The sequence below is a fragment of the Stenotrophomonas sp. S41 genome (assembly GCF_016624625.1).
In the GTDB taxonomy this organism is placed as follows: Bacteria; Pseudomonadota; Gammaproteobacteria; order Xanthomonadales; family Xanthomonadaceae; genus Stenotrophomonas.
Genome location: NZ_JACVTV010000247.1, coordinates 1 through 214, shown reverse-complemented (window position 1 = coordinate 214; position 214 = coordinate 1). Strand labels below are relative to the sequence as shown.

Genomic DNA, 214 nt, shown 5'->3' with positions numbered 1-214 from the left:
CCCTCAACCGGACCCACCCCGCCTTCGACAGTTTCCCGCGATCTGTCGGAAGACGGGGTCGGATCCCGTTGCTGCGCAACGGGCTCTGACCCCAAATTTATTTCGATATCTGACAGAAAAATCGTGTCGACCAAGGTCGACACCTACCAAAAGCCGCCGTTACCAGTAGAGCCACGCCATGCGTGGATGAATTCATTCGATATCTGACAATTGT

The 214-nt window shown here is 54.2% G+C and carries 1 protein-coding gene; it reads left to right on the top strand.

Annotated elements, in window-relative coordinates; translation table 11 throughout:
* Positions 1–207: hypothetical protein (locus tag IAE56_RS21200; protein WP_234456252.1), on the top strand; the 207-nt coding region annotated here is incomplete at its 5' end.
* Positions 208–214: the final 7 nt, after the last annotated feature.